We start from the raw sequence: 13,509 nt of genomic DNA on the forward strand, positions 1-13,509 counted from the left end.
CATTGTCTAGTGCTCAATGCCCGGTGCAGAGTATATAACCTATCCTGTTCATGTCAGCAATAAAATGCTGGCAATATATAAAGCTAACATACTGCTAAACAAGATAATTAACGCAGTTTGCTGAGCGTTGATCAGCATGATTGCCCGCAAGATGTCTCGGTCTGACGGTTCTAAGCCTGCGCCAAGCCGCTGGCGCAAAATTTTATTGGCGGCGTAATAAGCCGGGCCACCGAGCTTAACGCCAAGGCCACTGGCTCCTGCAGCCAGCAACAAACGTGCAGGACGGTGTAAATAACCCGGGCCTGCAAGGCGAAAGTAGCGCCATGCGCCAATGATACCGGTTTGAATGGCCAGCAATAGAGCCGAAATAATCAGGCCGGGGGCTAACGCCAGCTGATAGCAGTACGCTGCGGTGCGCCCAAAGTAACGGTAGTGGGGCAGTTTGCTGTTCCACTGGCGGGCGGCCGTTTGTAACAAAGTATACGCCAATACCAGTAAGCCACCACCGGCTAAAAACCAGCATAAGGAGGCAACCTGGTTGGCAGCTTGCTGCTGCAACAGGCTTTCAATACAGGCTTTACTTAAGCCCATTGCCGATAAATTCGCCCGGTCACGCAGCAGTAACGTGGCCGCTTGCTCTTTGGCCAGGGTAAGCTGATGGCGTTGCAAACTAACCGCCACGGTGGCCCCCTGTTGCAGGCAACGCCGGCTACCTAAACAGAAATACAACATTATGGCATCTAATACCAGTGGCAGTTCTGATACCAGATAAACCCCATATACGATAGCGAGGGGAACCAGCACCACCAGCAGCAGTGCCAGGGTGCCGGACAATTGCTGCTGAAAATTGCTGCGCTTGATATCCGGATGCACTTTTTTAGCCAGACGTTGCAGGATTACGGCAAAGGCGCTAAACGGTGCCCTGGCACCAGGCAAAACCAGCAGCCTGCTGAGCAGCAGCGCCAGTAACGCCATTGCTGGCCAGGCAGGAACCGCTGCCAGCCATGACATCATGTTAAACTTACGTTGCTCAGTTGATTTAGCAGGGCAACCACCATTGCCGAACTGTTTTTAGAGGCCACTTCCAGATAGGCATCAAACGAGACGGGGGATTCTTTACCGGCAATATCACTAAGGCTTCTGATCACCACAAAAGGGGTGTTAAGCATATGGCAAACCTGAGCAATGGCCGCCCCTTCCATTTCGACCGCCAGCATAGTGGGGAAGCGCTCACGGGTTTGCGCTATGCGCTCTGGATCACACATAAAACTGTCGCCAGTGGTGATGAGGCCACTTTTGGTGTTACAAAAGCCCAGACTGCTAATCGTCTGCTCAGCGGCACTGACCAGCTGTGGGTGGGCAAGATAAGCCGCCGGCATTTGTGGTACCTGACCATACTCGTAACCAAACGCCGTAACATCAACATCATGATGGCGTACTTCAGTACCAATGGCGATATCACCAACACTCAGCGCTGGATCAAATCCCCCTGCCGAGCCAGTATTGATAATGCAATCCGGTTTAAAATGATCGATCAGTAAAGTCGTCGCCACGGCTGCGGCCACTTTACCAATACCCGATTGCACAATGACTGCGTCGTTGCCTGAGAGCTTACCGCGATAAAACAGGTAGTTGCCAATCTGTTCGGTTGTCACCTCACTAAGTTGCTGTTTTAGTAACGCAACTTCCGGTTCCATTGCACCGATAATACCAAATAGTTTCATAACAGGGCCTCTGCAGTAAAAAGCGCTAGTATAAAGGCCTTGGGTCAGAAAATCCTCTGTTTATGCTGGTGTGTTGAGCGTAATTTGGCCGGCAGGGCCTGCCGCGGTAAGTTTTCCCTGTTGATAATCGCGGATAGCCTGCTCAATTTCTGCCGGGGTATTCATGACAAAGGGACCATATTGCGCTATCGGTTCGTTAATTGGCTTACCTGCCAGCAAAATAACACTGACATCAGCATTGGCAAACAGGGTGACACTGTTGCCCTGGCTTAATAAGCCTGCATGGTGCTCTTTTAATTGCTGCAGGGTATCCGCGTTTTTTACCGCAACTGCGCCTTCAAAAGGATACAACAGCGCATGATGGTCTTGCGGCAGTGTTAGCTTCAGCTCGGTACCCGCCTGCAGCCGGATATCATAAAACTGGGGTTCAGTGCTTAACCCCAGAATGGGCCCCTGCACTTCGTTGCCGTCATATTGGAAACTTCCAGCGATAACTTTAACACTGACGCCGTTGGCGGGCCGGCACAGCGGGATTTTCTGCGGCGGAATATCAGCATAAGTCGCTGGTTTCATTTTCTCACTGGCCGGTAAGTTCAACCAAAGCTGAAGGCCGCGCATTAACCCCTGTTCCTGCTGCGGCATTTCAGAGTGAATAATACCGCGACCTGCGGTCATCCATTGGACGCCGCCACTTTTTAAATGCCCTTTGTTGCCTAAATGGTCTTCGTGCAGCATATGGCCATCGAGCATGTAGGTAACTGTTTCAAAACCGCGATGCGGGTGGGGTGGAAAGCCCTTAATATAATCGCCGGCTTGTTCCGAACCAAAACAGTCAAGCATTAAAAACGGATCAAACCGTAATTGGGCATTTAAGCCAAGACTACGTTTAATTTTCACACCGGCACCATCTGATACCGATGTGGCGGGAATTATTTGCTGTAAATGGCGATTGATCATGGTGTGCTCCAGGCAAAAGATGTCTTTCAACTATTAAAGCGCAACTTATCAGAATAGAAAATGCCATTTTACCCGGAGCTTTGTTCGAAAAAATTGAAAGATTAACAATGGCGGTATTAAGTTCAGCAGCTGTTAAGTCTGGACGGGTAATATGGCAGACATCTTGCGACACTCAGTTGTAGACATGAAAAGTAATGGAGTAACAAACATGAAAAAATTATTATTAGCATCAGTTCTGGTGGCAACAACAGTAAGCGCAAATAGTATGGCTAACCCGGTGTGGGATTATGTCGGTGCCGGTTACACTGATGCCGCTGGCGATGGCCCTTACGTAGAAGGCTCTTTTCGGTTAAATCGCAACTGGGTTGCTGATGCCAGTTACGCCCGTCTGTCCAATGGTCCTTTTGATGCTAATCAGTTAAAAGCTGGTTTAAATTACATTATGGGTACAACTCTGGATTTTTCACCTAACACCCAAACTTACCTGCTGGGTGGTGTTGAAAACTGGTCGGGCGATGCTGATGAAACCGGCGCTTATGCTGGTGTTGGTATTCGCCATCCGCTAACGCCACAAGTCGAGTTATACAGTGAAGCAACTTATCATACCGTGTATGACGATCACGGCAGTCTGGCTGGCGGCATTGCTTATTTTTTAAGTCCGGACTGGGCCATTCGCGGTAACCTGGCACTTAATAGCGGTGATACTAAAAATGAGTTCCGTTTTGGTGTGTCATACCAGTTCTGATTAACCATGCTCAGAGGCGCTGCCAATAGCATCGCCTTCCAGTTTGCTTGCAGGTTTGCCGGGTTTATCCCGGCTTTTTTCTGACTGAAGATTAACCTTGCACGCTGACCCTTTGCTCATGGTCCAATAACCAGGCTTTATTGTCCAGGCCGCCCGCATAGCCTGTGAGGGTGCCATTAGCGCCAATTACCCGATGACACGGCACCACTATTGCCAGCGGATTCTTGCCATTAGCCGCACCCACTGCCCGAACTGCTTTAGGGTTAGCAATATCATTGGCAAGCCTGGCATAGCTGCAGGTTGTGCCATAGGGCAGCTGACACAGTGCTTGCCATACTTGCTGCTGAAACGGGGTGCCAGTGGCTGCCAGTGGCAGCGTAAATGTGGTTAAGTTGCCCGCAAAGTACTGCTGAAGCTGTGTAGCCGTCAGTCTGGTCAGGGCGGATGAAGCATCAGGAGTGTCAGCGATTTTGCCAAGATTAATCCTGAGTAAGCCCTGCTCGTTGGCAAAGATTTGCACCGCACCCAGCGGGCTGTCGATAGTTTGCTGAAACATTTTATCCTCCTTTTTGCAACCAGAGCTGAAAGGTGGCATAACTTCGCCATGGTGCCAGAGTGCCAGTATTCACGGTTTGCTTGTCGGCTCTGGCTAAGGCCTTTTGAATACCCAAATCCCCAGCCAGCCAAATATCACTATCACTCTGGCCGCGCATTTTAGCGTAACTAACGGTCCAGGGGCCAATCCCTTTGATATCAAGCCACTGCTCCGGTGAAGCCTCTGGCTGTGCCAGCACAAAAGCCGCCAGATCCCGTAAAGTTTGCCGACGTAATGCCGGCACTTTAATCATAGCTAACTGGCTGGCGAATACTGCTTCGGGTGTGGGGAATAGCCGTTTGTCATCAGTAACGGCTGTGCCCAGTTCTTGTACCAGTCGGTTAAGCTGGGTGCGGGCACCTGCTACGCTTACCTGCTGGCCAAGGATTGCCCTGACGCCGGCCTCCCAGGTATTCCATAGCCCGGGAATGCGCAAGCCGCTAAGCAACTGCTCAGTAAATAACGGGTGACTGGCCAGTTGCTGTTCAATTTGCAGCATGTTGGTGTCCAGATCCAGCAGGCGGCGTAGCTTTTGTACCAGTGAACTCAGGCCGCGCCTGCCAGACCAATGCAAGGTTAGGGTCAGGCTGCTGGCGGTTTTAGGTGCAACCTCAAACCAGCCTGCGTGTTGTAAGTAGCTAAAGGTCCGGCCGTAACGGTCTGCTTCAACCCATTCCACACCGGTTAAAGTGCGTGCCTGCCAGAACGTAAGCATACTGTCCCATGCTAACGGCGGCCTGTAGCTTAACTCAAGCTTCAGGCCATTATTGGCATGTTCTGGATGATGCCGCCGGATGGCTGACGGATTCAACCGCAGCTGTTTAACAAAGGCGTCGTTAAAGCGACGGACACTGTTAAAGCCCGCCTGATAAGCAATACAAGAGACAGGTAGGTGAGTTTCATGTAGCAACTTTTTGGCAAACAGCACTTGTTGATTTAACGCATACTGAGTTGGTGTTACTCCCAGTTGCTGCTGAAAAAGCTTGCGCAGGTAACGATCGGTAATTCCCAGGCGTAACGCTAAATCAGCCTGCGTATGCTGTTGCAAACTGCCTTCATCAATTAAACGCAGCGCTCGTTGTAACGTGGTTTGGGTGCCTTGCCATGCTGGCGAACCCGGCGCGCTGTCTGGCCGGCAGCGTAAACAGGGCCGAAAGCCGGCTTGACTGGCCGCTGCGGCAGAAGCATAGTAGTTAACCTGCGATTCAGCGGGCGCTTTGGCTGGACAAACAGATCGGCAATAAATTCCGGTGCTGCGTACTGCCGTAAAAAACAAGCCATCAAATCTGGCATCACGGGCAAGTCTGGCTTGCTGGCACATTGCGCGACTTAACATAACTGAAGCTACTCATTCTGGAATAGCCTGAGTATATCAATAACCTTTGTGAAAGCTGGCCGGATCCGGAACTAAAAGATAATTTAATGCCTTCGCGGGATAAGTTGTATTGCAGTTCGCAAAGCTGCGGCTTAATATCAATGACAGTGTGTCGGGGCAACATAACAGCGGCCAGTGAGGCCGGTTTAGTACAGGAGTTGTAATGTTAGAAAGCTTTTTTATTCAGTTAAGCACTGAACCTGAAACCATTAGTTTTCAGCAAAGTATTGGTATGATTGACCAGATGTACCATTTTCAGCCATGCGACTTTAAAAATGGTGAGTTGCACAATCCGGCTGGTGAGAATACCGGCGCCTGTAAAATACTTGCCTTTGGTTCACTTCATCAGTTGTCTGAACCACAAACGCTGTTTTTATTTGGTGATTATTACCAGGAAGTACTCGCCGATCCTAAAGGTGATGATCATCCGAATATCCGTAACTTTATGCGAAGCGGCTGGGATGGGGTGAGCTTTGAGCGGCAACCATTGAGTTTAAAGCAGTAACGCACCGCCGTTATGCCGGTACTTCCTGTTTGTCAGGATGACCTGGCTCCAGGTCATCCTGCACTCCTGCGCTAACTTATTCAGGCTGCTGTTTTATTGGTGTCAGCTACCTGATTTTCATCCGCCTTTTTCGCCGCTTTGATCTTGTTGCTGTGCTGCAGCTGATGACTTGCAGTTCCGTTTTTCTTTGTTTAATAACAGGCTATTTTCTCCAACTACCGCGCTGTGCTATGTTGACGAAAAAGCTGGCGGTCTTGCCGCTACCATAACAATAATAAAATGACACAGGACCCAATATGTCTCAACCACCCATGTTTACAAATGATGCTGTGGTGCTCGGCCTGCTGGCGGTTATCCTTGGCCTGGTATTTTATACCAGCCACAGTAGCAACCGTGCTTGTCGAAGCTTTTACAAATATATTCCTGCTTTATTGCTTTGCTATTTTATTCCTTCGTTATTAAACAGTTTTAATATTATCGATGGTGAAGCGTCATCACTCTACAAAATGGCGTCACGTTATCTGCTGCCTGCCAGCCTGATTTTGCTTACCCTGAGTGTGGATTTTAAAGCCATTCTGGGCCTGGGACCCAAGGCACTGATTATGTTTTTTACCGGTACCTTAGGCATAATTATCGGCGGGCCAATAGCGTTACTCAGCGTGGGTTATTTTTTTCCGGAACAGCTGGGTGGCGATGTCTGGCGCGGTTTGGCCACCGTTGCCGGCAGCTGGATTGGCGGCGGTGCGAATCAGGCAGCAATGAAAGAAGTATTTGAGGTAGACGGCAGTTTATTCTCAGTTATGATCACCGTTGATGTATTGGTAGCAAATGTCTGGTTAGCGGTGTTGTTATTTGTGGCCAGCCGGGCTAAGCAAATTGATGCAGCTAACGGCGCCGATACCCGTGCTATTGGACATTTACAACAGAAAATAGAGCAATACCAGGCTGAAAACTCCCGTATTCCCACCATTGAGGATATTATGCTTATCGTGGCAGTGGCATTTGGGGTCACAGGCCTGGCGCATGCCCTTGCTGACGTCATTGCACCATGGATAGGGCAGGTGGCACCGCATCTGGCGGATTACAGCTTAACCAGCGGCTTTTTCTGGCTGGTCGTTATTGCCACCACCGTTGGTTTACTATTGTCATTAACACCGGCTCGTAAACTCGAGGGAGCAGGCGCATCTAAGGTCGGTACAGCATTTTTATATATATTGGTAGCGACCATCGGCATGCAGATGGATGTTACGGCAATTTTCAGTAACAAATTAATGTTTCTGGTAGGGATCATCTGGATGCTGGTGCATGCGATCTTGTTACTGGTGGTAGCAAGGGCTATTAAGGCTCCGATGTTTTATCTGGCCGTGGGCAGTCAGGCTAATGTCGGCGGTGCCGCCTCGGCTCCTGTTGTGGCGGCTGCATTTCATCCGTCGCTGGCACCGGTTGGCGTGCTGTTGGCCGTTCTGGGTTATGGTTTGGGCACTTATGGTGCTTATATTTGTGGGTTGATTTTGCAGCAGGTTGCGCCCTAGTAAGCTTAGGCTGGCTGCAATAAAAAAGGAGTTTAACGGGTGAGTAACGAATTTAAAACCGAACCAGGCCATTGGGTGCTGATCGTCTTCTTGCTGGTAGCGTTGTATGCCAGCTATCTGCTGATAGAGCCTTTTATGGGGCCCGTGGTATTAGCATTTGTGTTGTCGTTGCTCTGTTTTCCGGTGCATCAGAGAATTGTTCGTAAGTTTCCCGACAAACCCAATCTGGCATCGACCCTGACGTGTTCACTATTGGTTGTGGTAATACTGGTGCCTGCTACCTTAGTGATCATGGCGATAGTTCAGCAAGGTATCACCTTTGCAAAAAACAGTTATCAGTGGGTAGAGAGTGGCGGCGCTGAGCAGCTGTTACAACAGCCTCTGGTTAAAAGTAGTATTAACAAACTTAATGAGTTTTTACCAACCAGTGATTTCAGCATCAAGGGCGTGATTGACCGGTTAGCAGAGTTCGCGTCTGGCTTTAGCAATGAGCTGCTTAATCTCAGCACTAAAGTACTCGGCGATGTGACCGGTATGATTATCAGCTTTTTTCTGATGTTATTTGTGCTGTTTTTTTTACTGCGTGATCATAAAAAAATTATTGAAAGTCTGTACTGGGTATTACCGCTGGCCCGGTCTCAGGAAGAAAAACTGCTTAAGGAAGCCAATACCGTTGCTCGCTCGGCGGTCATGGGTACGTTTCTAACGGCGTTAGCACAGGGCGTTGCCGGGGGCATTGGCATGGCTATCGTTGGTATGCCGGGCTTATTCTGGGGAACCATGATGGTGTTTGCCTCACTGATACCGGTGGTTGGTGCGGCATTAATCTGGGTCCCGGCCAGTTTGTATCTGATCCTAACCGGCGACTGGCCCTGGGCCCTGTTTTTAACCTTGTGGGGCGCTATTCTGGTTGGCTCTATTGATAACTTCTTACGACCTGTACTGATGCAGGGCACCTCAAATATGAGTACTCTGGTGCTATTTTTGTCGCTGATTGGTGGTTTGCAGTTATTTGGCGTAATCGGCCTGATTTACGGTCCCATTATATTCGCACTAACCCATGTACTGATTAAACTTTACACCATTGAATTCAGAGACTTTCTGGAGAAACAAGATAATAGCTGATCATGCGCCCCAGCGGCTCAAACTTTTTTATAAGAGCCGCTGTAAGCATGGTAAAACCTGAATCAGGCTACTTTAAACTGGCTGGCCAGTTGTTGTAGCTCAGTACCCAGCCGGCTTAAATCATTGCTCGCTGCTGCCGTTTCTTCACTGGCGGTGGCTGATTGTTCAGCAACATCGCGGATGCTAAAGATACTGCGGTTAATCTCTTCTGCCACGGTACTTTGCTCCAGCGCTGCAGCGGCAATTTGCTGGTTCATCTGCTGAATACTGGTTACAGCCGTGTTAATGGCTTTAATCGCATCGCCTGCATCATCAGCACTTTCCAGGGTACTATCAGCCAGGCCGGAGCTCTTATGCATATTGTTCACTGCTGCTTCAGCTTTCTGTTGCAAGGTGCTGATCAGTTGTTCAATCTGACCGGTAGACTCCTGAGTACGAAACGCCAACGCTCTCACTTCTTCGGCAACCACTGAGAAACCACGACCGGCTTCACCGGCGCGGGCAGCTTCGATAGCAGCGTTAAGGGCCAGCAGATTAGTCTGGTCGGCGATGCTTTTAATAACATCGAGCACTGAACCAATATTATTGCTTTGTTCTTTAAGCTCGCCAAGCGAATTAGCAGATGTGGTTACTTCGTGGGCCAATGTTTTAATTTGCTTAATGGTTTTTTGCACCACCTGCTCACCAACATCAGCCTGAGCTGAGGATTCTGTGGCCGCAGCAGAAGCATCTTCAGCGCTTCTGGCCACTTCCTGCACCGTGGCCGCCATTTCATTCATGGCGGTGGCAACTTGCTCGGTTTCTTGTTTTTGCTGATTAACGCCATTGGCATTTTGCTCAGATATCGCCGCCATTTCTTCTGTGGCTGTTGCCAGTTGCGCAATGCCGGCAGTCAGGTTGTTGATTAGCGCCCGCAAACTAATACTCATTTTTTGCATTGCCTGCATTAGCTGGCCAGGTTCATCCTGACGATCGGTTGGTAAATCTTCTGTAATATCACCTGAGGCAATTTTATCTGCCACCCTGACCACATGTTGCAGCGGCGCCACCACCATTTGAGTAATAATTATCGCTGCCGTTATACCGATGATAATTGCAACTATTGCGGCAATGATTATCATCCACTCCAACTGGTTGGTTTCCTGATCTAAAATTTGCAACTGATTGGCAACTGACCGGGTGCCGGCGTCGTCTGCTGCCAGGGCGGCAGTAACCATTTGTTGTTCTATAGCTTGTAGTTGCGCCTGATCGGTTTGCTCATTGACTCTGCCAAGCAGCGATAATTGTTGCTGATAGTTCTCAATATTTGACAGCATTTCACGCATTAAAGCGGCACTTTCTGCATTAGTAAATGAGTTCAGACTTTTTTCACCAAGCTGTTTGGCTTGAGTACTGAGTTCGATTGCGCGCTGCAGGAACGATGGGTCTCGTTGAATAAAAAAGTTCTTATCCTGATGACGCGCTTCACTGACTAACAAGTTGGTTTCACTGACATTGGTCACTATCTGAAAGCGACTGTTCATACTGCTCAAGGCGTTATAACTAAGCACTGAACTGATCAGTAAAATGAGCAGGACCAGGCCAAAACCCGTGAAAAGTTTGGCACGGACACTCAGGTTTTGGATTAAAGAAGATTTTTCAGACATAGTGGAACCTCGCGTAAAAGAGCCGCTAACGTATCTGGATAAAATGTAATATGTTAGCGGCAATTTTTGTTATTTCAGCGACAGCAAAGTCTTGCCTCTGAACTGAGTTAATCTCTTTAAAGCTTAAATGCAAATAGAGTGAATGCAAATTATTGATGTTTGGGGACACTGATAATATAAAGGCCAGCACCAGCTGACCTTTGATTAGAACAGCATAAAAACCAGCTAGACGCTGATATTAATATTTTGTCCTATATTACCTACCGGCGACGCCGCAGACGTTTGCTCAACGGTTTGCATAGCACTTTGCAGCAATATGTTCGCCATCTGTGCCTGCTGGTTTTGCTGTTTTTTCGCCATAACAGCGCCCAGTACTTCAAAGCTCTGTGCAGTTGCCAGAGCACCAACGGATTGACTCATAGTACCTCCTATTTACAATACGTCAGCATGTTATCGGCCGTACTTTGCCAAACTTGAGGTATTTTTGGCGCTTTATATTCTATTCGGTATTCTTTTCAGTTTAGAAAAATGCCGCCCAAACTGTGGGCGGCATTGCAACGTAGCGCAAACTGAAGTATTGCAGCCAGGCGTTACGACGCCTGAATGAGTCCGGTTTGCTGTGCTTTAATCTGGGAGTGCGATAACACCGGGGTTAGGGCGGTGCCGGCAGGTTGTGCTGGTTTGTAAGAGCGCACCGGTCGGGTCGGGCCTTTTTTTACCAGTCCTTTATACATGGGTTCGGCTTTTACTGCTGGCTTACCTAAGCGCTGGGCTAATGCCTGTTGTAAATCGGTCGAGGTGTAACCGGCTTTAATTTTAATGCGTAAATAAGGTACGCCGGCAGCTTCTAATGCGCCGCTGACAAACCAATCCGGCGCGGCTTTATGGCCATCTTTGTTGCTATTATTTACTAAGTCCAGCACGGCGATTACCCGCAGGTCATCAGTTGAGCAAAGCACAAAATCCAGATATTTAGCGTTAAGCTTTACCAAAGTACTGCGCCGGGCTTTTTCATTGGCATTGCCTTTTACCTCAATGAGATCGGCAAGTTTAATCCGGTTTAAAATTTTATACTCACCCTCAACCGCTTTTTCCAGTAAGTTCTGAAAGGAGCGCTCAACCGGGCTAAACAGACTGCTGCGTTTCTGAACCTGAAAAGGGTTGCTGTTATCAATAAAGCGACTGGCTACCATAGCTACCAGCACCACCAGTGCTACCAGCAACAACATAATAATTTCCATGTTCACCTCCGACGATAAATTGACATACCCAGTAATAATAAAGATTTAAAGCACAAGTCGTGCCATCAATGCCAATTGCTGAGCTTTATTACTATTGTTTTAAGTGATGCTAAGCATTTTAGCCATTAATGGCATTTATAGTTGGAAAGGGCTTATAGTTAAGCTACTAACAGTAACGACAATACAGAGGCTGGATATGGCTGATACATCTAACCGGGCCGGTTTAACAATAACGGGCCAGCTAAACAGCGATTATGACCAAATTTTAACGGCAGAAGCCTGTGCTTTTGTCACTGAGCTGGTGCGGCAGTTCCGGCCACGTTTAACTGAATTACTGGCCGACAGAATAAGCCGCCAGCAACAATTTGATAATGGTGCCTTACCTGATTTTCTGCCGCAAACCGCGACTATCCGCGGCTCTGACTGGCAGATAGCGCCGATCCCGGCTGATTTACAGGATAGAAGAGTAGAAATAACCGGCCCGGTTGAGCGCAAAATGATTATTAATGCCTTAAACGCCGATGTAAAAGTGTTTATGGCCGATTTTGAAGACTCGCAGGCACCGAGTTGGGCCGGGGTAATAGAAGGCCAGATTAACCTGCGCGATGCTAACTTAGGGTCCATCAGCTATACCGACCCACAAAGCGGTAAGCATTATGCGCTAAAAGATAATCCGGCGCTGTTAATTGCCCGGGTGCGCGGCCTGCATTTATGGGAAAAGCATTTACTGGTAGACGGTGCTCAGGTGCCGGGCTCGCTGGTCGATTTTGCCCTGTATTTTTATCATAACTGGCAAACCCGGCTGAAAAATGGCTCTGGTGTCTACTATTATCTGCCAAAACTGCAAAGCTACACGGAAGCCAAGTGGTGGGATGATGTGTTCAGCTTTACCGAGCAAAAATTTAAGGTCGCAACCGGTACTATTCGCGCCACGGTGCTGATTGAAACGCTGCCTGCGGTATTTGAAATGGATGAAATTCTGTATAGCTTAAAAGATCATATTGTGGCGCTGAACTGCGGCCGTTGGGATTATATTTTCAGCTATATCAAGACATTAAATAACCACGCTGACCGGGTGCTGCCAGACAGGCAGGTGGTTACGATGACCAAGCCGTTTTTAAACGCTTACTCGCGGTTACTGATTAAAACCTGCCATAAACGCGGCGCGCTGGCAATGGGTGGTATGGCGGCTTTTATTCCGGCTAAAGATGCCAGCGAAAACGAAAAAATTCTGGCGCGGGTCACCGCCGATAAAGAGCTGGAAGCCAGTAACGGCCACGACGGCACCTGGGTGGCACATCCGGGCCTGGCAGCTACCGCCAATGGCGTATTTGCTAAATATTTAACCGGTGGTAAGGTTAATCAGCTGGATGTCAGCCGCGAGCAGGATGCTGAGATCACTGCCGAGCAGTTGTTAGCGCCTTGCGAGGGTGAGCGCACTGAAGAGGGTATGCGCACTAACATCCGGGTGGCGCTGCAATATATTGCCGCCTGGATCAGCGGTAAAGGTTGTGTGCCGATATACGGCTTAATGGAAGATGCGGCCACGGCAGAGATTTCACGCACCTCAATCTGGCAGTGGATTAAGCATGGAAAAAGTTTAAGCAACGGTAAGTTAATTACCAAGGCCCTGTTTGCCGACTTTTTAGAGGAAGAGGCAAAAGTAGTGTTGCAGGAAGTAGGAAGCGAGACCTGGCAAAGTCAAAACTTTGACCGGGCCAAGCAATTGCTGCTGGACATTACCACAGCTGATGAACTGGTAGAGTTTTTAACACTGCCAGCTTACCAGCTGCTTGATTAACCTGAGTAAACCCAACCAAAGGCGCTGCCATTGCTGACAGCGCCTTTTTTGTTTTCGTTAAACCGATACTTGAAAGAGAACGGCTGGAACCCCGTTTTGGTCGACACAGAGTGTCTGAGTGAGTGCGTAAGCGCGAGCGAGTTGCTGTGGCGAGCCAAGGCGGGTGTTGCAGTTGTTCTCCCGACATGCCGGATACAACGCTCTTCCTCACTCGCCGGGGCAACTCGCCCGTTGCCTTGCGGCAGGGGCTCAGACACTCCCCG

Annotated in this window: 13 protein-coding genes; 5 read left to right on the forward strand and 8 right to left on the reverse strand. The window is 48.9% G+C overall.

The genetic code is table 11. The features are described from left to right. Nucleotides 1-48: 48 nt before the first annotated feature. The 3 genes from B2Q61_RS08585 to B2Q61_RS08595 are packed head-to-tail and all read right to left on the reverse strand — an operon-like array spanning nucleotide 49 to nucleotide 2,681. Nucleotides 49-1,014: a cobalamin biosynthesis protein CobD/CbiB gene (locus B2Q61_RS08585; protein WP_290618702.1), complete on the reverse strand. Its 966-nt coding sequence runs from the start codon at nucleotides 1,012-1,014 to the stop codon at nucleotides 49-51. Beyond that, nucleotides 1,011-1,724: a 5'-methylthioadenosine/S-adenosylhomocysteine nucleosidase gene (mtnN, locus tag B2Q61_RS08590; protein WP_290618700.1), complete on the reverse strand. Its 714-nt coding sequence runs from the start codon at nucleotides 1,722-1,724 to the stop codon at nucleotides 1,011-1,013. Before mtnN ends, B2Q61_RS08585 begins: the two co-directional genes overlap by 4 nt. Before the next feature lie 60 nt (nucleotides 1,725-1,784). Further along, nucleotides 1,785-2,681 (reverse strand): pirin family protein, encoded by an 897-nt coding sequence (locus B2Q61_RS08595; RefSeq protein WP_290618698.1) that lies wholly within the window; start codon nucleotides 2,679-2,681, stop codon nucleotides 1,785-1,787. A 208-nt stretch (nucleotides 2,682-2,889) separates the two neighbouring features. Between B2Q61_RS08595 and B2Q61_RS08600 the strand changes: the two genes are divergently transcribed. Then, complete coding sequence (locus B2Q61_RS08600) at nucleotides 2,890-3,426, forward strand: hypothetical protein (protein WP_290618696.1); 537 nt, start codon at nucleotides 2,890-2,892, stop codon at nucleotides 3,424-3,426. A 91-nt stretch (nucleotides 3,427-3,517) separates the two neighbouring features. Here the strand turns inward: B2Q61_RS08600 and B2Q61_RS08605 are convergent, their stop codons facing one another. Further along, a complete protein-coding gene (locus B2Q61_RS08605; RefSeq protein ID WP_290618694.1) occupies nucleotides 3,518-3,982 on the reverse strand; it encodes a methylated-DNA--[protein]-cysteine S-methyltransferase in 465 nt (154 codons plus the stop codon). Between the two features lies 1 nt (nucleotide 3,983). Next, the gene (locus B2Q61_RS08610) at nucleotides 3,984-5,357 is read right to left on the reverse strand and encodes an AlkA N-terminal domain-containing protein (protein WP_290618692.1); all 1,374 of its coding nucleotides are present in this window, start codon (nucleotides 5,355-5,357) and stop codon (nucleotides 3,984-3,986) included. Nucleotides 5,358-5,559: 202 nt separating this feature from the next. Between B2Q61_RS08610 and B2Q61_RS08615 the strand changes: the two genes are divergently transcribed. From B2Q61_RS08615 to B2Q61_RS08625, 3 genes are all read left to right on the forward strand, one after another. Then, on the forward strand, nucleotides 5,560-5,901 hold the full coding sequence (locus B2Q61_RS08615; RefSeq protein WP_290618690.1) for a HopJ type III effector protein: 342 nt from the start codon (nucleotides 5,560-5,562) through the stop codon (nucleotides 5,899-5,901). Between the two features lie 296 nt (nucleotides 5,902-6,197). After that, nucleotides 6,198-7,433 carry a DUF819 domain-containing protein gene (locus B2Q61_RS08620; protein ID WP_290618688.1) on the forward strand — a complete coding sequence of 412 codons (1,236 nt, stop codon included), beginning with the start codon at nucleotides 6,198-6,200 and terminating at the stop codon, nucleotides 7,431-7,433. 39 nt (nucleotides 7,434-7,472) lie between these two features. After that, nucleotides 7,473-8,558: an AI-2E family transporter gene (locus B2Q61_RS08625; RefSeq protein WP_290618686.1), complete on the forward strand. Its 1,086-nt coding sequence runs from the start codon at nucleotides 7,473-7,475 to the stop codon at nucleotides 8,556-8,558. Nucleotides 8,559-8,620: 62 nt separating this feature from the next. Here B2Q61_RS08625 and B2Q61_RS08630 read toward each other — a convergent pair whose 3' ends face one another. The 3 genes from B2Q61_RS08630 to B2Q61_RS08640 form a co-directional block, all read right to left on the reverse strand. Then, nucleotides 8,621-10,204, reverse strand: coding sequence for a methyl-accepting chemotaxis protein (locus tag B2Q61_RS08630; protein WP_290618684.1), 1,584 nt, complete (start codon nucleotides 10,202-10,204; stop codon nucleotides 8,621-8,623). A gap of 225 nt (nucleotides 10,205-10,429) precedes the next feature. Then, complete coding sequence (locus B2Q61_RS08635) at nucleotides 10,430-10,624, reverse strand: hypothetical protein (protein WP_290618682.1); 195 nt, start codon at nucleotides 10,622-10,624, stop codon at nucleotides 10,430-10,432. A 170-nt stretch (nucleotides 10,625-10,794) separates the two neighbouring features. After that, the gene (locus tag B2Q61_RS08640; protein ID WP_290618680.1) at nucleotides 10,795-11,445 is read right to left on the reverse strand and encodes a DUF2726 domain-containing protein; all 651 of its coding nucleotides are present in this window, start codon (nucleotides 11,443-11,445) and stop codon (nucleotides 10,795-10,797) included. A gap of 196 nt (nucleotides 11,446-11,641) precedes the next feature. On the opposite strand from B2Q61_RS08640, the gene aceB reads away from it, so the two are divergent. After that, on the forward strand, nucleotides 11,642-13,246 hold the full coding sequence (aceB, locus tag B2Q61_RS08645; RefSeq protein ID WP_290618677.1) for a malate synthase A: 1,605 nt from the start codon (nucleotides 11,642-11,644) through the stop codon (nucleotides 13,244-13,246). Nucleotides 13,247-13,509: the final 263 nt, after the last annotated feature.

Source organism: Arsukibacterium sp. UBA5043 (assembly GCA_002415085.1).
Classification (GTDB): domain Bacteria; phylum Pseudomonadota; class Gammaproteobacteria; order Enterobacterales; family Alteromonadaceae; genus Alishewanella.